Source organism: Stackebrandtia nassauensis DSM 44728, from assembly GCF_000024545.1.
GTDB classification, from domain to species: domain Bacteria; phylum Actinomycetota; class Actinomycetes; order Mycobacteriales; family Micromonosporaceae; genus Stackebrandtia; species Stackebrandtia nassauensis.
This window is the reverse complement of record NC_013947.1, coordinates 5629705-5649442: the sequence shown is the minus strand read 5'-3', so window position 1 is coordinate 5649442 and position 19738 is coordinate 5629705. Positions and strand designations below refer to the sequence as shown.

Here is a 19738-nt window from a genome sequence, read left to right as displayed (position 1 = left end):
GCAGCTGGTCATGCTGCGCTGGCGATATTGCCGACTCAGGCGGGCGGGTTCTCGCCGCTGGCGGCGGCGGTGGTGATGAGCGCGGCGATCAGGTCCTTGACGCGCTCGGCCGCGAGCTCGGGATCGGGTTGGCCCGCGTCCAGCCAGGCCAGCGTCGCCTCGATGGTGATGACGGGGGCCAGCTGCGCCGCCCATCCGGCCCAGCGCGGGTCGGGGATGTCGGCGGTCAGCTGCCGCAACGCGATGCGGGTCGATTCGCCGGACATCGTGTCGACGAAGGAGCGGAACTCGGGCTCGCGGGCCGCGTAGCGAAACAGCAGCCGGAATCCGTCGGGGTCGGTGGCGGCCGCGCGCATCAGGGTCGGGATGGACTCGTCGTCGTGGTCGTCGGTACCGACGGTGGCGTCCAGTTTGGCGCAGATCCGGTCCAGCACCGCCCGGTACAGCTCGGTCTTGGACTCGAAGTGCCGGTACAGGATCGCCTTGCTGACCCCGGCCGCCGCGGAGACGTCGTCCAGGCTGGTGTCGGCGAAGCCGGTGCGCGCGAACGCGCTGGTGGCCGCGGCCAGGATCTGGTCGCGGCGTTGGGCCCGCGGCAGTCGCCGGGGCGGGGCCTGGTCCTCGGTCACCGGCTCGCCTCTCGTTTGTTGACGCTTGAGTTTACAAACGCTATGTTTACTTGAGAATGTACAAGCAAAAGTAAACTTATGGAGGCGTCATGACCACCGCCGTCGACACCCCGAGACTGCCGTTCGAGCAGCCCGACCCGCTGCTGCTGCCGCCGGTGCTGCGCCGGTTGCGAGAGCAGGGCACGGTGCACAAGGTGCGCACCGCCACCGGCGACCCGGCCTGGCTGGTCACCGGATACGAGCAGGTGAAGGCGCTGGCGGGCGACGCGCGGCTGGGCCGCTCCCACCCGGACCCGGACTCGGCGGCCCGGCTCAGCGATTCGGCGATGTTCGGCGGCCGTCCGTCCGGCGACTTCGACACCGAACCCGCCGACCACGTCCAGTTCCGGGGGCTGCTGACGCCGTTCTTCACCGCCAAACGGATGCGGGCGCTCGAACCCCGGGTCGAGGCCCTGGTGGAGGAACTGCTGGACGACATGGAGCGGCGGCCCGGTTCCGCCGACCTGAACGCCGCGCTGGCACACCCGCTGCCGGTGCTGGTGATCTGCGAACTGCTCGGCGTGCCCTACGACGACCGGGACGAGTTCCGGGCCGCCAGCGAGGCCGCGGCCTCCACCGTCGACGCCGAGGTCTCGCAGCGCGGCATGGGCGAACTGTTCACCTACATGCGCGAACTGGTGGCGCTCAAACGAAAGCAGCCCGCCGACGACGTCATCAGCGGACTGTGCGCGATCGACGGTATCGACGACGACACCGTCGCCGGACTGGCGGCGGCACTGCTGTTCGCCGGGCACGTCACCACCGTCACCGAGATCGGCTACGCGACGGTCCTGCTGCTGTCCGACCCGCAGCAGCGTCGGCTGCTGGCCGAGGACCCGGCCCGGGTGGCCGGGGCCGTCGAGGAGTGCCTGCGCTACCGGGGTTCGGGCTCCGGCGGGCTGTTCCGGTACCCGCGCGAGGACATCGAGGTCGCCGGGGTGCGTATCGGCGCCGGGGAACTGGTGCTGCTGGACCTGGGCGCCGCCAACCACGACCCCGAGGTCTTCGACGCTCCGGACCGCTTCGACATCACCCGGCCCGGCAACGCCCACCTGGCGTTCTCGCACGGCGGCTACTACTGCATCGGGGCGGCGCTGGCGCGCATCGAGCTGCGGGCCGCGATCGGGGCGCTGTTCCGGCGGTTCCCGGGCCTGCGGCTGGCGGTGCCCGTCGAGTCGCTGGAGGTCCGGAAGGAGGCGTTGGACGGCGGGCTCGTCACGGTGCCGGTCACCTGGTGACGTCACTACACACGCGTGTAGTGTGTTGTACATGTGTGTAGTTGTGTTTGTGGGCCGGAGCTTCCGGCCATGACCGACGTCGATCCGCGAGACCTGACCGCCCGCGCCCGGATCCGGGACGCGGCGCTGCGACATTTCGGTGAACAGGGCTTCGACCGGGCGACGATCCGCGGCATCGCCGAGATCGCCGGGGTCTCGTCCGGTCTGCTTCGCCATCACTACGGCTCCAAGGAAGAGCTGCGCGACGCCTGCGACGCCTACCTGGCCGAGACACTGGCCGAACTCAACGACCGGGTTCGCGCGGCCGACGCGTCAGACGGCGTCAACTATGTGGCCGTCGCGGGCGCCGCGTTCGGTCCGTACCAGAAGTACCTGTCCCGGGCACTGGCCGAAGGCCGGGCGCAGCCGATCTTCGACAAGATGGTCGAGCTCGGCGGCCAGTGGCTGGAGGAGATGGACGCCAAGCGATCCGATCCGCCGACCGTGTCACGACAGGCCCGGGCAGCGGTGTCCACCGCGATGTCGCTGTCGATCGGGATCCTGCACTCGCACGTGTCGCGGCACCTCGGGATGGACGTGTTCAGTCCACAGGGGGCCGACGTGCTGGTGCGGGTGCTGCTCGACCTGTACTCGCATCCGATGCTCAGTCCCGACGAGGCGGCGGCCCACTTGGCGCGTCTCGACGAGACCGCGCGCCCCGGGGAGGAGGAACGATGACCGGGATCGCCGGAACCGGGCTGATGGTGCGGTTGACGCTGCGACGTGAACGCAGAATCGCTCCATGGTGGATATTGGTGCTGACGGCGTTGGCGCTGGTGATGGTTTCGTATATCGAGCGCAATATGGGGACGCCGAAGTTGTTGGCGCAGTATGTGTCCGTCATCAACGACAACAGCTTCTTCCGTGCCCTGGGCGGCGGGTTCGTCGTCGCCGATCCGGACTACATGGCGGCTTGGCGAAGCGGCGGCTTCCTCTACGTCCTCAATGGTTTGGCGGCCGTGTTGGCCGTCGTCCGGCACACGCGGGCCGACGAGGACACCGGACGCACGGAGCTGCTGCGTTCCGGGGTGTTGAGCCGGTTCGCACCGTTGACCGCGGCGCTGCTGGTGACCGGGGCCGTCAGCCTGGCCGGTGGCCTGATCCCGGCGCTGGCTCTGATCGCGATCGGCCTCGATCCGGTCGGGTCACTTGCCTACGCGGCGGCCATCGCCGCGGCGGGCGGAGTCTTCGGCGGGGTCGCGGCGGTGGCCGCCCAGCTCAGCCGCAACGCCCGCACGGCGCGCGCCACTGGGCTTTCCGCCCTGGGTGCCGCGTACATCCTGCGGTACGCGGGCGACGCGTCCGGGCAGTACTGGATGAAGTACGTTTCGCCGATCGGTTGGAGCCACTGGGTCGAGCCGTACTGGAGCGACCGCTGGTGGGTGCTCGCGGTTCCGGTCGCGGTGACCGCCGGACTGATCGCGCTCGCATACCGGCTAAACGGCGGCCGTGACCTGGGCGCCGGTCTGCTCCCCGAACGCCTCGGCCCGGCCGGTTCGGCATGGCTGCGCGGACCGGTATCGCTGGCCTGGAGCCTCAACCGGGGACTGCTGTTCAAGTGGACGGCCGCGGTCGCGGTGTTCGCCGCCGCCGCTGGCGGGGTCAGCACTCTGGCCGATCAGCTGGCGAAGGCGCCGGGCGGCCAGGCCGACCAGCTGTTGCGAGGCTTCGGCGGCAGGCCCGGCGCGGACGTCGTCGACTATGGATTGTGGGCGGTCATCCTGATCTTCGCCCACGTCATCGTGATGTTCCCGGTGCTCATGGTCCAGCGGTTGTGCGTCGAGGAGAACTCAGGCCGCGCCGAGACGGTGCTGGCGACCACCAGCACCCGACTGCGCTGGGCGGCGGGGCAACTGGTCGTGGCGGGGCTGGGAACAGTGGTGCTGCTGGCGGTGGTGGGTCTCGTCCTGGGCGGGTTCTTCGCCATGCTGGTCGGGGACTTCGGGGCTGATATGTGGCGAGTCTTCGCCGGGGCCATGGGAACCCTGCCCGCGGCCTGGCTGGTCGGTGCGGCCTGTTTCCTGGTTTACGGCCTGCTGCCGAGGTTCTCGATCGCCATCACCTGGCTGCTGTGGCTCGGGGTGTTCGTGCTGGGACGTGCCGCTGGTCCGCTGTACGGACTGTGGGGCGGGACTCCGTTCGAGCCGTTCCACTATGTACCGAACACTGTGGCAGGGGCGGACTTCGACGCGTTGCCCGGCCTGATCATGGTGGCGTTGACGGCATTGCTCGTGGGCGGCGGTTTGCTGGCGTTGCGCCGTCGCGACTTCGGCTGAGACGGGCGGCCAGGCTGGGCTGCGCCCGAGCCGAGCCGAGCCGGGCCGTGCCGGGTCGCGCGGGCCGCGTCGAGCTGCGCTAGGCCGCGCTGGACTGCACCGCGCCGACAACGTTGGCCTCAACGCGGCCTCACAGCGGCCGCCCGAATCGGGCGGGGACACCAGCCGAGAACAGCACGCTCACCGGAGCAGCGATGGGGGTGCGGATCCCCGCCGCCGCAAGCGGATCCCCGTGGCACTCCAGCAACTCCGCCCGACGCAACCGCCAACGCGGGTGACTGTTGGGCAGGTACAACGTCCGTCCGAACCGGACGGTGTGCAGTCCCCAGCGCGCGGTGAGGAAATGCTCCAGCGGACTGGGTTCCTCGACGGGTTCGCCGATCCGAACCCGGATCCGGCTGTCGGCACCCCGGGGTCCGGGCCTGCGCCTGCGGCACGTGTAGGTGACGGTGTCGCCGTCGCGATCGAGGCGCATCGATGACCAGGCGTAGGGCAACCCGAGGCTCGCGCGTCCGACGAGGGCGGGCAGCAGCCGGGCAGCGTCCATCGCCAGGAACACCACGCCGCGCCTGCCCTTGTCGTCGACCGAGTACAGACGCACGTTCGTCTCGGGAAAGCTGCCCAGGTAAGGGATCGCGGGAGTCCCCAGCAGCGCCGTGCGGTGCATCCGGAACGGCACCAGCCCGACGTAGGTCGAGCCGTCGAAGGTGTCGGGCACGGTGCCCGGCGGCAACAGCCGCGCCACCGACGCGGGTGCGACGGCCCAGTGCAGCAGTGAGACGTCGAGCCAGGACTGGGTGAGCAGCGGCCTGGCGATCGGCCGGGGCGCCTCGGCGGTGACGGGTTCGGCTCGCGCACTCACCAGGTCAGCATCGCAGAAGACGGCCGTGGGCGTCGGGATGCCCGAGTCTGTTTGCTTCTTAAATCGTGCCCGAGTGTTTTTGAATCCTTGCGTTTTAGCCATCGATTCGGTTGAGTGAGCCACAGAAGCGGAACTATTCGGAAGGAGTCAAGCCGTGAACGACACGAAGATCACCGGCGGAGACCTCTACGACCTATGGCGAGTCGCCAACATCAACATGCCCAACGTCCAGGCCGTCTACGCAGATGCCTGCAACGTGATCCACGAGATCAACGTCGCCAACGAGGATAAGTTCGGCCGGGCCCATCCCGGCTGGGCCGCGCTGGGGCAGATCTACGAGCAGTGCCTGTTCCTCACCGAAGGCTCACTGTTCTCCGTCGCCCACTACATCGACAAGGCCGTCAAGGAGTTCAAAGAGGTCGACGCGGAGGCGGCCCGGGACCTGGAGGCCATCTTCAAGAACCCCAACGACCACAACCCCGACGACGAACTGACCGGTGACGAGAAACCCAAGGACGTCGAGGTCCCCAACTGGTGGAACGACTAGGAGATCGGCGATCCCATGGCAGACGAGAAGATGTCCGAGTTCACCGACGAGGAACTCAACAAGAAGGTCAAGGAACTACAGGACGCCGTCATCGAGAAGGTCAGGACGGAGGCGGAGACCCCGGCCGTGTCCGGCGGCTATCCGGGCTCCAACGCCTACCGGCCGGAACTCGACCGGGTCCCCAGCCGCGAGGAGATCCTGGAACGGATCTCGTGGCTGCGGGAGATGATCGACGACATCCTCAAACCGAAGCCCAGCGACTTCGACCCGCTCATCGAGAAGACCGAGAAGCTGCGGGACCTGTTCGGCGTCGAGAGCCACCAGCCCGGCGGCGACTCCCGGCTGCGCAACATCGACACGTCCAAGAACGCCATCCAGCAGTGGGACGGCGCCTTCGCCGACAACCTGGCCGAGAAGTACTTCGCCCCGCTGGAGGACGTGCGCGGCAACCACGGCCGGATGGCGAAGGTGCTCAACGAGAACGCCGTCGCGATGAAGGCCACCTACGTGCACGCGCGCGGCCAGGCGAAGCGCACCCTCGACGACGGGGTGAAGGCCATCGAGGCGATCGTCGACAGCAAGGGCTCGGATCTGAAGATCCTGCTGGCCATCCTCACCGGGGCCACGAGCCTGATCACGCCGCTGTTGCCCAGCAAGACGGCGGTGCAGTTGGGGTCGGCGGGGCTGTCGACGCTGCTGTCCAACCTGGGGGAAGCCGGACCCGAAGAGCAGGAAGAGGTTCCGCTCGGCGCCGACACTCCCGAGGGCGTCATGGACAACGTCAAGGAGGCGCTGGAGAAGGTCAAGACGAAACGCGGCGAGGACGAGGACAGCATCATCAAGGCCGTCAACGACAGCGAGAAGGCGATCTACGAGCGCATGACGAAGTCCACGCACCAGACCGAGGACGACCCGATCTACGCGCCCAGACCAACCATCATGGACAGCTCCAAACCCAGTGAGGGCCTGACGAAGGACTGAGGACCCCGGCAGATCAGCGGGGGTCACGCCAGCGGCGGAACCAGGTTGACGTAGCGGTGGTGGACGGTGAAGCCGAGCTTCTCGTACAGCGCCAGGGCCACGCCATTGGTCGACACGACCTGGACACACGCGGTGTCCGCGTCGCGGTCACCGGCCCAGGCGGCCAGACCCGCCATCACCTGACGTCCCAGACCCTGCCGCCGCACCGAGGTGTCGACCTCGATGCGGGACAGGACCGCCAGGCCCCCGCTGATCGCGCCGCGTCCGCAGGCGATCAGGCGTCCGTCGCGGCGGATCTCGGCGAAGCCGCGATCGTCGCCGGAACCCAGGATCGCGCGCGCCGCGTCCGGTACCCGGTCGTAGCCGCCGGTCGCCATCGCGAACCACTCCTCGCCGGGTTTGTCGGTCACCGTGACCTCGGCGGCCTCGCCCGACAGCGCCGACAGCGGGGCGGTCATGACCTCCACCGGGGCGTCGGAGCGCCAGCCGCGCCGCGTCAACGCCGTCGCCAGCCTTCGCGACAACGGCACCGGCACCGCGAACGCGGGCGCGAGGGCCCGCGCGGTGTACCAGTCGGTCACCTTCGCCAGCGCGGCGTCGAGGTCGAGGCCCGGCTCGCCCAGCGGCAGCACCGAGTTCGCCCGGTACGTCCAGCCCGAACCGGCGCGCAGCAGCCAGTCGCCCAGCCACTCCTGCTCGGGGGCGGGCCAGGTGTCGGCGCAGCCGCGTTCCACGGCGATGATCGCCGAGAACGGGGTGGGCTTGGGCGGGATCGCCTTGGCGGCGGCGACCTCGGCGGCCGGGATCGTCACGACCTCGCCGTCGTCGCGCCGCACCGTGTAGCCGCCCGAGTCGTCGAGCAGCTCGCCCAGGACGTCGGTGTAGCGCTGCCTGCCGTCGATGATCCCGGCCGCGCGCCGCACCACCACCCTGTCGCCGATTCTCACGCTGCTCATCATGCCTTTCCGCCTCCGGCCGGGACGGTTGTGGCCCGGCACCCGTGAACCAGCTGACAGACACCGTTTTGTTGTCCGTTTCGCCGGGTATGGCAGTGGGAGTTCAGCGAAACCGACACGGAGGGCGCCATGACACACGAACAGGCGGACGATCCGAAAGACCGGCAGCTGGGGCGGGACCGGGTGGACGACACCGACGCCACCCTCACCACCCAGCAGGGAGTCCAGGTCGACCACACCGACGACTCCCTGAGCATCGGCGAGCGCGGGCCCACCATCATGGAGGACTTCCACGCCCGCGAGAAACTCACCCACTTCGACCACGAACGCATCCCCGAGCGGGTGGTGCACGCGCGCGGCGCCGGAGCCTACGGTCACTTCAAGCCCTACGACTCCTGGCTGTCGGAGTACACCAGCGCCGGGTTCCTGACCGACCCGGCGCGACAGACGCCGGTCTTCGTCCGGTTCTCCACGGTGGCGGGTTCGCGCGGCTCAGCCGACACCGTCCGCGACGTACGGGGCTTCGCGACGAAGTTCTACACCCGGCAGGGCAACTACGACCTGGTCGGCAACAACATGCCGGTGTTCTTCATCCAGGACGGCGTCAAGTTCCCCGACTTCGTGCACGCGGTGAAACCCGAGCCCCACAACGAGATCCCGCAGGCCGCCTCCGCGCACGACACGCTGTGGGACTTCGTGTCGCTGCAACCCGAGACGCTCCACATGATCCTGTGGCTGATGTCGGACCGGGCGCTGCCGCGTAGCTACCGGATGATGCAGGGCTTCGGCGTCCACACCTTCCGGCTGGTCAACGCCGAGGGCCGGGGCACCTTCGTGAAGTTCCACTGGACGCCCAAACTGGGCACGCATTCGCTGGTGTGGGACGAGGCCCAGAAGATCGCGGGCAAGGACCCCGACTTCAACCGCCGCGACCTGTGGGACAGCATCGAAGCCGGTGAGTTCCCCGAATGGGAACTGGGGGTGCAGCTCGTTGACGAGGCCGACGAGTCCGAGTTCGACTTCGATCTGCTCGACGCGACCAAACTCATCCCGGAGGAGCGGGTCCCGGTGCGTCCGGTGGGCCGGATGGTCCTGGACCGCAACCCGGACAACTTCTTCGCCGAGACCGAACAGGTCGCCTTCCACACCGCGAACCTGGTGCCGGGCATCGACTTCAGCAACGACCCGCTGTTGCAGGCCCGCAATTTCTCCTATCTGGACACCCAGCTGATCCGGCTGGGCGGACCCAACTTCGCGCAGCTGCCGGTCAACCGGCCGGTGGCCGAGGTCCACAACGACCAGCGCGACGGCTACGGGCAGCACCGGATCCACACGTCCCGGACCTCGTACACCAAGAACACCCTCAGCGGCGGCTGCCCGGTCCTGGCCGACAGCGGGGCCTTCAGCCACTACGCCGAGAAGATCGAGGGCCACAAGATCCGCGAGCGCAGCGACAGCTTCAAGGACTTCTACAGCCAGGCCACGCTGTTCTGGAACAGCATGTCCGAGGTGGAGGCCGAACACCTCGTCGCCGCGTTCCGCTTCGAACTGGGCAAGGTCGAGGACACCGACATCCGCGCCCGCGTCGTCGAGGAACTGAACCATGTGGACCATTCGCTGGCGCGGCGGGTCGCCGAAGGCGTCGGGGTCGAACCACCGGCCAAGGAGACCACCGCCAACCACGGCCGCTCCTCGGCGGCGTTGTCGCAGTTGAACACCCGCCTGGACCAGCCCGCCACCCGCAAGGTCGCGATACTGGTGGCCGACGGCGTGGACGGCGACGGCACCGAGCGACTGGTCGCGAGCCTGCGGGCGCAGGGCCTCATACCCGAGAAACTGGCTCCCACCGCTGGCAGCGTCCGCGCCGCGGGCGGCGGTGAGATCGCCGTCGACCGGGCCATCAACACGATGGCGTCGGTGCTGTACGACGGCGTCGCGGTTCCCTGCGGTTCCGAGAGTGTCGCGACCCTGTCGGTGGACGGTTACGCGCTGCACTTCGTCGCCGAGGCCTACAAGCACGCCAAACCCATAGCCTGCTTCGGATCCGGGCTCGACATGCTGCGGGCCGCCGGGGTCAACGCCGAACTCGCCGCCACCACGGAGGTCACCGTCCACCTGGGAGTGGTGACCACGACGGCGGCCCGGGACGAACTGCCGGATCGCTTCACCGAGGCGTTCGCCGCGCAGCTGGCCGCGCACCGCGTCTGGGAACGCAACACCGACACGGTGCCCGCGTAACCGCGCTCGCGGTCAACCCGTCAGGGTGTCGCCGAGCGGAGTGCGGGAGTAGCGGACGGCCCGGCCGTCGCGGTCGGCGGCGGCGAGCCCCGCGTTGCGCAGCACCACCAGGTGGTGGGAGGCGGTGGCGGCGGAGAGGCCGAGCGCCTGGGCGACCTCGCCGGTGGTGTGGGCGGCTTCCAGCAGTCGCAGTACCGCGGTCCTGGTGGTGCCCAACAGATCCGCCGTGGCGTCGGTCCGTCGGGCAGTGCTGGACTGCCACAGTCGGCCGACACCTCGCGGCGGGTAGGCGATCGTGATGTCCGGGTCGGCCGCAGTGGAGGGATGTACCGTCGGCCAGGCGAAACAGCACGGGACGAGAACGGCGTCGCGAATGTTCCGCACCGGTTCGTCAGAGCTTCCGATGTGGATATCGAGAATGGTGCCGTTCCAGCTCAACCGGGAATGCAGATCGTTGATCGTGGCGGCGGCTCCGTGCGCCGAGGTCAGGTTCGCGCGGTGGGCGATATCGGCCTCGGCGATACCGCGAATCCGGGGCCAGTGCGGTGCCAGTGCGGCGGTGAAGTAGTCGTCCATCATGTCCACCAAGCGATCCAGGCCCGCACGGGGCCGAGCCAGGAACTCCCGCAACGGCGGCGCGGGCTCGGTGGCGATCCGGCGAACCTGTGCCACGGCAAGCGCCTCGTCGGTTGCGGCCACGGTGGACAACTGGTCGCGCAGCCCCGGCCGCTGCCGGGTCGGAGCGGGATGGAGGAAGTCGGGCAGATAGGTCCTGCCGCTGGTGAGCGCGAACAGCAGCTCGAACCGCCGCGGATCGAGCTTCGCCAACACGGCCTCGCGCCACGGGGCGTGCAGCGCGGCCTTGCGGGGTTTGCGCAGCGTCACGGTGCTCCACACCAGCTCATGGACCGGAGACACGGCATAGCGGGTGCGGGCGAGATCGTCGGCGCTGAATTCGAAACTGTGCATGGCTGGATTCGAACCTAGTCGAATCCATTGCCATGGCGGGTCGCGGTCGCACAGTGATGTCGACGTTTCGTTCGAGATCACTGGAGATGGACATGGAAAAACGAACACTGGGCGGTCTGACGGTTTCGGCACTGGGGCTGGGCTGCATGGGTATGAGCGTCGGATACGGACCGGCCGACGACGCGACCTCCGCGTCGGTCATCCGCCGGGCTGTCGAACGGGGCGTGACCCTGATCGACACCGCCGACGCCTACGGATCGCCGCAGCCCGGCCACAACGAGGAGCTCGTCGGTCGAGCGGTGGCCGACCGTCGCGACGACCTGGTCATCGCGACGAAGTTCGGGCTGCGATTCGGCGACGGCGAACCGTTCCGTGTGGACAGTTCACCGGAGTACGCGCGGGCGGCGTGCGACGCGTCGCTGAAGCGGCTCGGCATGGAGACCGTCGACCTGTACTACCTGCACCGACGCGATCCCGCCGTGCCGATCGAGGACACCGTGGGCGCGATGGCGGAGCTGGTCGCGGCCGGGAAAGTCCGCCATCTCGGACTGTCGGAAGTGAGCGCCGCGACCTTGCGGGCCGCGCACGCCGTCCACCCGATCGCGGCGGTACAGGTGGAGTATTCGCTGTTCACCCGGTTCGTCGAGGACGAGCTGCTGGACACCTGCCGGGAACTCGGCGTCGGGATCGTCGCGTACTCGCCGCTGGGGCGCGGGCTGTTGACCGGCGCCGTCACGTCGCGAGCCGACCTGTCCGAGGACGACAACCGGCTGGGCAACCCGAGATTCAGCGACGAGCACCTGGCCGCGAACCTGCGGCTCGTGGACGTGGTGCGAGAGGTTGCCGCCGAGAAGGGGTGCACACCAGCGCAACTGGCGCTGGCGTGGCTGCTGGCGCGAGGCGAGGACATCGTCCCGATCCCGGGCACCCGGCGAGTGTCTGCTTTGGAGGAGAATCTGGCGGCGGCACAGCTGCGACTCGACGAGTCGGAACTGGCGCGGTTGGCGTCGATCAACCCGGAGGCGGTTCGCGGCGAACGTCTCGCGGCGGCACCGCTGGCACGCACCGGTCACTGAGGCGAGTCGCCCGAAATTTCCGCAACCGAGCCACCGCAGCAGGCGCGGATCTCGGCCTCGGTCAGCTCGACGTCACCGGTTCGCAGGAACGCTTGCAGCTCAGCCGAAGTCGCCGTCGAACGCAGTGGACGGGGAAGGTCCCGGACGGGGCCTCCCCGCACCAGGCCGATGTCCTGGGGACGGTGCTCCAGGTGGTCGGCGAGCTGCGGCCAGCGGGACCGCAACAGCGCCCAGGTCGCGAGCGTGTCGGTGGGAACGATGTTGCCTTCCAGTGTCCTCAAGGTACGCAGGATCGAATAGGTGTTGAGGAACCGCTTGACCCCGCGCGGGTTCGCCTGCACCAGCGGGGCGAATTTCTCCAGCGAGTGTTCGGTGACGGCCTCGACCTCGGGCTGCGCGAGTTTCATGGCGGCTTGGGGGGCGAGGTTCTGCCGGACCTGCTGCGGGCTGCCCTTGAGGGCGTCGAGGACCTCGGCCTCACTGGCGGAGTCCTCGATGCGTTTGCTGGTGGCGGCCTGGGTTTCCTGGAGTTGGGGAGCGTCCTCGGGACGGCCACCGAGCAGCGTGGTCAGGTAGTTCGCACGAGCGGAGCCACTGATGGAAGGGACGGGGACACTGAGCTGGAACAGCTTCTCCTGGAACAGATAGCCCAACGGCTGGCCGGGCTGGTCGACGGCGCCCTCGAAGGTCGAATAGTGATCCTCATAGGACCGGCGCAGCCAGGCGCCGTCGGCGGCGATCACGAAACTGGCGGCACACCCGGGAGCGGGCTGGTCGCGGGCGAGCGTCTGGATGGCCTCCAGGATCTCCACGACGATCGGACCATCGCAGCGATCGAGATCGTCGATGAACACGACAACGGGACGGCGAGAATGCCGGATCAGCCATCCGAAGTGGTCGGACACCTCGCCCATGGGGTCGGTGTGGGACTGTTCAAGCTGCTGCGCCCCGCGCGCGGAGTTCCACAGTAGTCGTCGGGAGGCTATCTTGCTGACGGCCCAAAGGACACCGATGGCGGCGGCCACGGAGGTGACCGTGGTGGCGGTGGCCTTGAGAGCGGTGGTGGTCCACGCGGGAGTGATGGTGAGGTAGAGGGTGAGCATGAGGGCGGCGGTGATGGCCATCGCCAGGAAGTACGGGGCGCCGGAGCGACGAGCGCGGGCCAGGGTCTCGCGGGTGGCGGACCAGACGCGCCGAACCCAGGAGCGGTCGTTGATGACGCGGTCGCGGATGGTGGTGAGCAGGGACCACCACGGGGGCTGGACCCGGGCGTTGCGCCAGGCGTTGAAGTTGACGACGAGGTGGTCGGCCGACAGCTCGGTCTCGAGGAGTTTGAGGAGAGTGGACTTGCCGCTGCCCCAGGGGCCGTCGACGTGGATGAGGAACGCGGGGTGCGTGGGGCTGGCGGAGGCGCGGGCGAGGCGGGTGGCGAGGACCTGGGCGAGGGCTTGGCGGTGGAGGAGGTCGGTTTCGGCGGGGGCGTCGTCGACCCAGTCGACGTGTTCGCGGGGTGGGGGTGGCGAAGGTTGTGACGTGGCGGTCCAACTTGGTGGCGGAGGCGGGACCTGTTGTTGGTTGTCGTAGTTGGGGGGTGCTGGTGACTTGGCTATCAGTAGGTCGTCGAGGATGTTGGACGACATGGTGGGAGTCTGCTGTGGAGCCGTCGTTTTGAGTTCGGCCACAACGTAATGCCACAGGTCGCTGGCCGAAATGGACCCGGTACGCCGGATGTCGGCCTCGCCGGAGGCCAGTCCTTTGCGTACGGCCTCGGTGAACGCGGGGAGGCCGGTTTGGGCGATCTGCTGTTTCGCGGTCGTGGAGGCGAGGACGACGAGATCGGATTCTGGTTCCACCTCGAAATCCGGAAGCTGGCTACCGGATCCGTCGATAAAGGTCCCGGAATGCGAGCAGTCCAGTAGCAGGACCACACGAGACGGATACATCGCGAAGGTCTGCCGAAGATACGTTGATGAGATCGCTTCGGTCGCCAGCTTACTGGCTCTGGTGTCGGCTGAAGCCAGATACAGCTGGCCGCCTTGGGCACGCACCCCAAGACCGACGAAGTACACAAGCGCGAGGTCGTCAGGCTGTATGGAGCTGAAGAGCTGCTCGATGGCCTGTTCGGTCTCGTATTTCGTCGCGTTGGTCAACAGCTGAACACTGTCGAAGTCACCGATGTTCTCGTCCTGCAACAATCTCTGGAGCGCTCGGGCTCCTACGGCAATGCCTTCGGATCCCGCGGAGCGGATGTGCGAATACGAATGATTGGCAATCAACAAAGCCCGCCGAGCCACGTCCCACCCCATCCACCGTCGTATCCCTTGCCCGTCAATGTAAGCACGTTTCTTACATCCTCAGTCGTATCCGGGTCCCCCACAAGTCGCACATCGACCTCAACTCGCGGCACGATGCCACGAACCAACCGCGCCCATAGCGTTCGGGTATGCGAAAACATCGATTGCTCGTCATGCTCGCCGTCGTCGCGGCCCTGGCCGCCGGAGGCACCGCCGTCGCGGTCGCCGAACCCTCGACAGGCCCCGCCGCGGGTACCCCGCTCGACGAGGAGCTGCTGTCCCAACGGCTCGACGCGCTCGCGGAGGTCACGGATGCGGCGGTTGTCGCCGAGGTGCGGGACGGTGACTTCGTGTGGACCGAGGCCCGGGGTGCCCGGCAGGACGGCGGGGACGAAGCCGCCGAGGTGGGCGATCGGGTGCGGATCGGGAGCCTCACCAAATCGATGTTGAGCACTGTGGTGCTTCAGTTGGTTGAGGAGGGGGAGCTGGGGTTGGACGATGAGGTGGAGGAGCTGGCGCCGGGGTTGTTGCCGTACGAGGAGACGATCACGGTGAGGCAGCTGTTGGGGCACACCGCCGGGGTTCCCGATTACTTCTTCGACATCTATCCGTCGCTGGCGCAGGGGTCGGCGGCCGATGTCGAGACCAACCGGTTGAACGAGTACCGGCCCGAGGAGATCGTGGAGACGGCGACGAAGCGGCCGTTGGACTTCGTTCCGGGCAGCGATTACCAGTACTCCAACACTGGGTACTACGCGCTGGGGTTGCTGGTGGAGCGGCTGACCGGGGACTCTGTGGAGGATGAGATCGTCGAGCGGGTTCTCGAACCGGCCGGTATGGACGCTTCGTATCTGCCCGAGCGGGATCCTGCGATGGAGGGTGACCATTTGGACGCTTACTTCGAGGCGGGGTCGAAGCCGGGGGAGAAACGCATCGATACGTCGATGGTGTCGCCGACTCACTACTGGGCGGCGGGGGTGACGGTGTCGACCGCCGCCGACATGAACCGGCTGTACCGGGCCATGTTCGACGGGACGCTGTTGTCGGCGGAGTCGCTGGACGAGGCGCGACAATTCAGTGAACAGTCCGACGGGGCGTACGGTCTGGGCCTGCACGGGGTCGAGGTCGGGTGCGTTGGTGTCCCGGGTGGTAAGGCGATGGGGCACACCGGTGGTGCGCTGGGGCATTCGACGATCTCGTTCCACTCGCCGGAAGCCGACAAGCAGGTGTCCTTCACCTACGCGATGGATCCGAACCTGTTGCCCGCCGAGGAGACCGAGAAGGTTGTCGGGGCCATTGAGGATCTGGTGGTGGCGGGGTTGTGCGGCGATGAGGTGCCCAAGGACGGCGGCAGCATCGGGTCGATGCCGCCGGGTGTCTTGTGAACCGGTAATAGAACTGTTATTGGAGTTTTACTGAGATATACGGCACACTGCTGGGTGCCTAACCGCATCACCCCGAAAGTAGGACTCCATGCAGCCCGGCACCTGTTTGGGAGATCGGTACACCCTCGAAGAGCACATTGGAACCAGTGAACACGGCAGTGTCTGGTTCGGACGTGACACCGTGGTGGACCGACCCGTCCGGATCAAGGTTCTCGACCCGCTCCTGGCCCGTGACGAGGAGGTTCGGGGCCGGTTCTGGCGCACCGCCATGGCCATGGCGGAGCTGGATGTGCCCGGCATCGTCGACGTCTACGACTGTGTGGAACAGCGGGACGGGGACGAGGTCACGGTTTGTCAGATCTCGGAGCGCCTTGAGGGGGAGACGCTGCGGAAGGTCCTGATCGAACGGTCGCTGGAGCCCGAGGACGCGCTGTCGCTTGTGGCCGGGCTCGGGTGGGCGTTGCAGTCCGCCCATGAGGCCGGGCTGCGGCACGCTAACCTGAAGTCGTCGAACCTGATCGTGGGGCCGGATTCGTCGGTGACGATCGTCGACTTCGGATTCAGTGGTACGGGGGCGGTGGCCGATGACGTGTTCGCGTTGGGCGCCATAGCCTATGAGTGCGTGACGGGGGCGCTGCCGTTCGTGGTGGTGCCCGATGTGCCGCCGGTGGAGGCCGAGCGGCAGCCGTTGTCGCTGCCCGCCAACCTGGCCCCGGCGGTGGCCGCGTTCGTGAAACGGGCGCTGTCGACCGATCCCGAGGTCCGGTTCGGTTCGGCGGCGATACTGGCCACCGAGTGCGAGCAGATCACTTACACCAACGACGTTTTGGGGCCGCTGCTGGAGCGGGGAGTGACCGAGCTGGACGGCGGCTCGGCAGCGGTCGCCACTGTGGCGCTGGAACCTGGCGCGACGCCGTTGCCGCACCGTGAGGCCGAGGCCGCGCCGGACGCGCCGGTGGGGCGGACGATGGCCCGGTCGGCTCCTTCCTTGGTGTCGCAACCGAAGCGGCAACCGGTCGCCGCGCCGGTGGAGTCGGAGACCGCGGTCGTGCCGGTGCTGGAGGCCGCGTCCGATCCGGAGCCGAAACCGGTGGCCGAGCCGGAGAAGGCGACGACCAAGGCCGCGCTTCCGCCGCCGCCGAAGGTCCGATCGAAGATCACGCCGGAGTTCAAGGCCGCGCCGGCTGCGGCCGCCGAGCCGACCACCCGGCTGCGGGACGCGGCCGCGCCGCCGCCGGTGTCGCCACCCCGGGAACGCAAGTCGCGCAAGCGGTTGGTGCTGGTGGCGGCGTTGCTGCTGCTCATCGGTACGGCGGGAGCGGTGGGCGTGTCGACGTTGACGACCGACGGGTCGGTGTCCGCGACCGACGAAGGCGGCGAAGCCGGCGGCGGGGGCGACGGTGTCACGGAGTCCGACTCGGACGCGACCTCGTCGAAGGACACGGAGTCCCAGGGGGGTGACAAGGCGGGCAACGAACCGAGCAGCGCCGAGTCCTCGGGCAGTTCCTCGGCCTCGGACGACGCCTCCCCGTCCGATGGGGACGAACCGGACGACAACGACGAACCGGCGAAGGTGTCGGTGCCCAATGTGGTGGGTCAGCATCCGTACAAGGCGTACCAGACGTTGAAGAACGCCGGGCTGAAGGTCAATGCCATCGAGTCCGGCAAGGGCGATCACGCCTGCCCGGTCACCGACCAGAGCCCGGACGGCGGCGCCAGCGTCAACGAGGGATCAACCGTGGACATCATGTTCCGGATGGTGCGGGACCCCGACCGGTGTGACGGCAACGACGGCGGCGGCGGAGGCGGGGACGACCACGACGACCTCGACTGACGCGCTCACCGGGCGTCGCGGTACTCCCACACCGTGATCCCCTTCGGGGTGGGGCAGGCGACGTGGGCGCCCTCGGTGACGCACTGCGGGAACACCTCCTGGGTTCCCAGGTCCTTGGTGGATCCGTCGGTGGCGTCGAGGCCGGTGAAGAAGTGTTTGTTCACCGGGTTGGCGGGCGCGTTGCCCGCGGTGCGCGGATAGTCGAGGAAGGTCTTGCCGTCCACGGGCCGGAAGACGCCGTTCTTGGCCCGGCCCCTTGGTTCCATCGCGTTGTCATACAGCTGTGTGGACAGGTTCGCGCCCTCGCCCTGCACCACCGCGACCGTGGAACCGGCGGCGTAGATCTCGTTGACCGGGGTCTCGGGGGAGCTCTCCCACAGCGGTTTGCTTCCGGGTTCGGAGAAGTCGAGGACGACGGCCCCGGTGGTGCCGCTGTACTGCCGGTCCTTGACGCAGATGCGGGTCTTGCCGCACCACTCGATCTTCTCCGGGTTGAAGCCGGGGCGCAGTTCCTCCCAGCGGCCGACCTCGGCGAAGTCCCGGGAGACGTCGTGGGCGATGAGGGTGTAGCCGTCCTCGTCGTCGGGGTCGGCGGTGAACATCATGCCCTGGAACGCCGAGGTGACCGTCAGGTCGGAGTCGGGTTCGGTGGTGGTGAGGATGTCGCCGTCCTCAGTGTCCAGTCGCGACACGGTGCCGTCGTCGCCGTAGATGAGCAGCCGTTCGGGTTTCTGACTGCTGTACCGGCCGGGCTGGTTGGTGAAGTCCTTCCACTTGGCCTCGATGTCGACGTCGGTGACCGTCTCCTCGAAACTCTGCTCCCACGCCTCGGCGCCGTCGGCCTCGTAGGCGGTCACGGTGTCGTCGCCCTCGGGGGCGATCAGCACCCGACTGCCGAATGTGGACACGCCGATGCGGCCGTCGTACTCGGCGGTGTTGAGTGACTCGCCGGTGGCCGGGTCCAGGAAGTTGACGATGCCCTGTTCGAGGTCGGCGGTGTACAGCAGTCCCTGGCCCGCCCGCATCGCCAGTCCGATGGGCTGGCCCATGGGTTGGCGCCACTTCTCCTTGCCGCTGTCCAGGTCGACGGCGATCGTCTCCGGCGCTTCGTCGACATTGTGGACGAAGTACCCGGTCTCGCCGTCGGTGACCGGTTCGGGCACCGTGCCCCGGTCGGAGGCCCCGGCCTCGGCGAACGGGATCGGTTCGCCCACCGGTTTGAGGTCGTGCAGGTTCGCCAGTCCCACGTTGTCGCCGTTGAGGGCCGCCTGGCCGCCGCCCGCGTAGTACCAGACGGCCGCGCCGCCGCCGGTCGCCAGCAGCAGCACCAGCACGATGATGGTGACCGGCAGCAACCGGCTCCGGCGTCTGCCGCCGACGGGTGTCGGCTCCGGCGCGGCCGCGGGGTACATCGTGGTGGGTGAGGTCTTGACGGTGGGCCGGATCGTGGTGGGAATCGGGGTCTGGCTGGTGATCTCGGTGTCGGTGCTCAACCGGCGGCACGCCGTGGCCAGGGCCGCCGCCGATTCGAAGCGGTCCTCGGGTTCCTTGGCCAGGGCGCGCATGACCAGCGCGGCCACCGGCGCGGGGACGTCGGCGGGCAGCGGCCGGGGTTCCTGCTGTAGGTGTCCGGTGAGGACTGAGGCGGGGGTGTCGCCAGGGAACGGGAGGTCACCGGTCAGTGCCTCGTAGGCCACGACGCCGAGTGAGTACACGTCCGAGGCCGGGGTGAGCGGTTTGCCCTGCAGCTGTTCGGGGGACACATAGTGCAGTGAACCCATGAAGTGACCGGTCATGGTCAGTTTGCGGTCCCCGAAGGACTGCGAGATGCCGAAGTCGACGATCTTGGCGGTGTCGTCGGGAGCGACGAGGATGTTGGCGGGCTTGACATCGCGATGCACGATCCCGCGCAGGTGCGCCGAGTGCAGTCCCTCGGCGGCCGAGGCGACCAGCGACAGCGTCCGCTCCACCGGCATCCGCTGCGGCAGTTCGGTCGCCAGCGAGGAACCGGGAACGTACTCCATGACCAGATACGCCACCGACTTGCCGTCCACGACGGTGTCGGTGAAGTCGTACAGCTGCACCACCCCGGGGTGTTGGAGCGCGCCGATCAGCCGGGCCTCGCGGTCGAACCGGGCGCGCAGCTTGTCGTCCTTGGCCAGGTGCGAGTGCAGCACCTTGATGGCGACGGTTCGCCCGATACGGGTGTCCTGGGCTCGCCACACCGTCCCCATGCCCCCGGTACCGGCCTCGGCCTCGAGAAGGTAGCGGTCATCGAGCATCTGGCCGGGCAACATCCGGCGGGCCTCCCATTGGTCGTTCGAAATGTATAAGTCTAATGGTGGACGAGAAGTCTACTGTTCCAGTAAAGCCGG

15 protein-coding genes are annotated in these 19738 nt (G+C 68.2%); 9 read left to right on the top strand and 6 right to left on the bottom strand.

Annotated elements, in window-relative coordinates:
• Positions 1-35 precede the first annotated feature (35 nt).
• Positions 36-629, bottom strand: a complete 594-nt coding sequence (locus tag SNAS_RS26300) for a TetR/AcrR family transcriptional regulator (RefSeq protein ID WP_013020523.1) — start codon at positions 627-629, stop codon at positions 36-38.
• A gap of 89 nt (positions 630-718) precedes the next feature.
• On the opposite strand from SNAS_RS26300, the gene SNAS_RS26295 reads away from it, so the two are divergent.
• From SNAS_RS26295 to SNAS_RS26285, 3 genes are all read left to right on the top strand, one after another.
• The gene (locus tag SNAS_RS26295; RefSeq protein ID WP_013020522.1) at positions 719-1906 is read left to right on the top strand and encodes a cytochrome P450; all 1188 of its coding nucleotides are present in this window, start codon (positions 719-721) and stop codon (positions 1904-1906) included.
• Between the two features lie 69 nt (positions 1907-1975).
• Entirely contained in the window at positions 1976-2623 is a 648-nt protein-coding gene (locus SNAS_RS26290; RefSeq protein WP_013020521.1) for a TetR/AcrR family transcriptional regulator, read from the top strand.
• Positions 2620-4221 (top strand): ABC transporter permease, encoded by a 1602-nt coding sequence (locus SNAS_RS26285; protein ID WP_013020520.1) that lies wholly within the window; start codon positions 2620-2622, stop codon positions 4219-4221. The genes SNAS_RS26290 and SNAS_RS26285 overlap by 4 nt, the downstream gene beginning before the upstream one ends.
• A 130-nt stretch (positions 4222-4351) precedes the next feature.
• Here the strand turns inward: SNAS_RS26285 and SNAS_RS26280 are convergent, their stop codons facing one another.
• Positions 4352-5083, bottom strand: coding sequence for a YqjF family protein (locus SNAS_RS26280; RefSeq protein WP_013020519.1), 732 nt, complete (start codon positions 5081-5083; stop codon positions 4352-4354).
• Between the two features lie 154 nt (positions 5084-5237).
• On the opposite strand from SNAS_RS26280, the gene SNAS_RS26275 reads away from it, so the two are divergent.
• Together SNAS_RS26275 and SNAS_RS26270 are read left to right on the top strand one after the other, a co-directional pair.
• Positions 5238-5630 (top strand): hypothetical protein, encoded by a 393-nt coding sequence (locus tag SNAS_RS26275; protein ID WP_013020518.1) that lies wholly within the window; start codon positions 5238-5240, stop codon positions 5628-5630.
• Between the two features lie 15 nt (positions 5631-5645).
• Complete coding sequence (locus tag SNAS_RS26270) at positions 5646-6611, top strand: hypothetical protein (RefSeq protein WP_013020517.1); 966 nt, start codon at positions 5646-5648, stop codon at positions 6609-6611.
• Positions 6612-6634: 23 nt separating this feature from the next.
• Here the strand turns inward: SNAS_RS26270 and SNAS_RS26265 are convergent, their stop codons facing one another.
• Complete coding sequence (locus SNAS_RS26265; RefSeq protein WP_169313923.1) at positions 6635-7567, bottom strand: GNAT family N-acetyltransferase; 933 nt, start codon at positions 7565-7567, stop codon at positions 6635-6637.
• Positions 7568-7696: 129 nt separating this feature from the next.
• Here SNAS_RS26265 and SNAS_RS26260 point away from each other — a divergent pair, with 129 nt between their 5' ends.
• Positions 7697-9805 (top strand): catalase, encoded by a 2109-nt coding sequence (locus SNAS_RS26260; RefSeq protein WP_013020515.1) that lies wholly within the window; start codon positions 7697-7699, stop codon positions 9803-9805.
• Positions 9806-9817: 12 nt separating this feature from the next.
• Here the strand turns inward: SNAS_RS26260 and SNAS_RS26255 are convergent, their stop codons facing one another.
• Entirely contained in the window at positions 9818-10774 is a 957-nt protein-coding gene (locus SNAS_RS26255; RefSeq protein ID WP_013020514.1) for an ArsR/SmtB family transcription factor, read from the bottom strand.
• A gap of 92 nt (positions 10775-10866) precedes the next feature.
• Between SNAS_RS26255 and SNAS_RS26250 the strand changes: the two genes are divergently transcribed.
• Positions 10867-11850: an aldo/keto reductase gene (locus SNAS_RS26250; protein WP_013020513.1), complete on the top strand. Its 984-nt coding sequence runs from the start codon at positions 10867-10869 to the stop codon at positions 11848-11850.
• Here the strand turns inward: SNAS_RS26250 and SNAS_RS26245 are convergent.
• The gene (locus SNAS_RS26245) at positions 11844-14156 is read right to left on the bottom strand and encodes a P-loop NTPase fold protein (protein ID WP_013020512.1); all 2313 of its coding nucleotides are present in this window, start codon (positions 14154-14156) and stop codon (positions 11844-11846) included. The two genes, SNAS_RS26250 and SNAS_RS26245, sit on opposite strands and share 7 nt — an antisense overlap.
• A gap of 137 nt (positions 14157-14293) precedes the next feature.
• Here SNAS_RS26245 and SNAS_RS26240 point away from each other — a divergent pair, with 137 nt between their 5' ends.
• Both SNAS_RS26240 and SNAS_RS26235 read left to right on the top strand, forming a co-directional pair.
• A complete protein-coding gene (locus tag SNAS_RS26240; RefSeq protein WP_013020511.1) occupies positions 14294-15529 on the top strand; it encodes a serine hydrolase domain-containing protein in 1236 nt (411 codons plus the stop codon).
• Positions 15530-15617: 88 nt separating this feature from the next.
• Complete coding sequence (locus SNAS_RS26235; protein ID WP_013020510.1) at positions 15618-17363, top strand: serine/threonine-protein kinase; 1746 nt, start codon at positions 15618-15620, stop codon at positions 17361-17363.
• A 5-nt stretch (positions 17364-17368) separates the two neighbouring features.
• Here the strand turns inward: SNAS_RS26235 and SNAS_RS33345 are convergent, their stop codons facing one another.
• Positions 17369-19660 (bottom strand): serine/threonine-protein kinase, encoded by a 2292-nt coding sequence (locus SNAS_RS33345; RefSeq protein WP_013020509.1) that lies wholly within the window; start codon positions 19658-19660, stop codon positions 17369-17371.
• Positions 19661-19738 lie beyond the last annotated feature (78 nt).